Source organism: Streptomyces pimonensis (assembly GCF_041380215.1).
Taxonomy (GTDB): domain Bacteria; phylum Actinomycetota; class Actinomycetes; order Streptomycetales; family Streptomycetaceae; genus Streptomyces; species Streptomyces pimonensis.
Genome location: NZ_JAHWZY010000149.1, coordinates 1 through 419, shown reverse-complemented (window position 1 = coordinate 419; position 419 = coordinate 1). Strand labels below are relative to the sequence as shown.

Genomic DNA, 419 nt, shown 5'->3' with positions numbered 1-419 from the left:
AATGCCGCTGAACGCGGACAGGAACCGCTGTGCCGCGCCCGCCGATCGGAAGCCCTTCATCGCGCGTTCGCGCTGCCGCGTGGGCTGGTGGCTGTTCTCGGCCCGGTTGTTCAGGCCTTTATGAGCGCGGTGCTCCACCGACGGCATGACCTCGCGGTGCGCGGCGCCGTAGGAGCGGAGCTTGTCCGTGATGACCACCCGCGGCACCGTACGGGTCTTCTTCATGAGGCGGCGGAAGAAGCGACGGGCGGCGGCGGTGTCCCGCCGGTTCTGGACGAGGATGTCCAGGACGTTGCCGTCCTGATCAACGGCCCGCCACAGGTACTTCAGATCTCCGTTGATCCTGATGAAGACCTCGTCCAGATGCCATTTGTCCCCGGGGCGGGGCCGACGGCGGCGCAGTCCGTTCGCGTAGGCCT

The 419-nt window shown here is 67.5% G+C and carries 1 protein-coding gene; it reads right to left on the bottom strand.

The genetic code is table 11. The annotated features are described in order from the left end of the window. On the bottom strand, positions 1-419 hold a 419-nt coding region (locus KYY02_RS33765; RefSeq protein WP_371244914.1), incomplete at both ends, for an IS6 family transposase.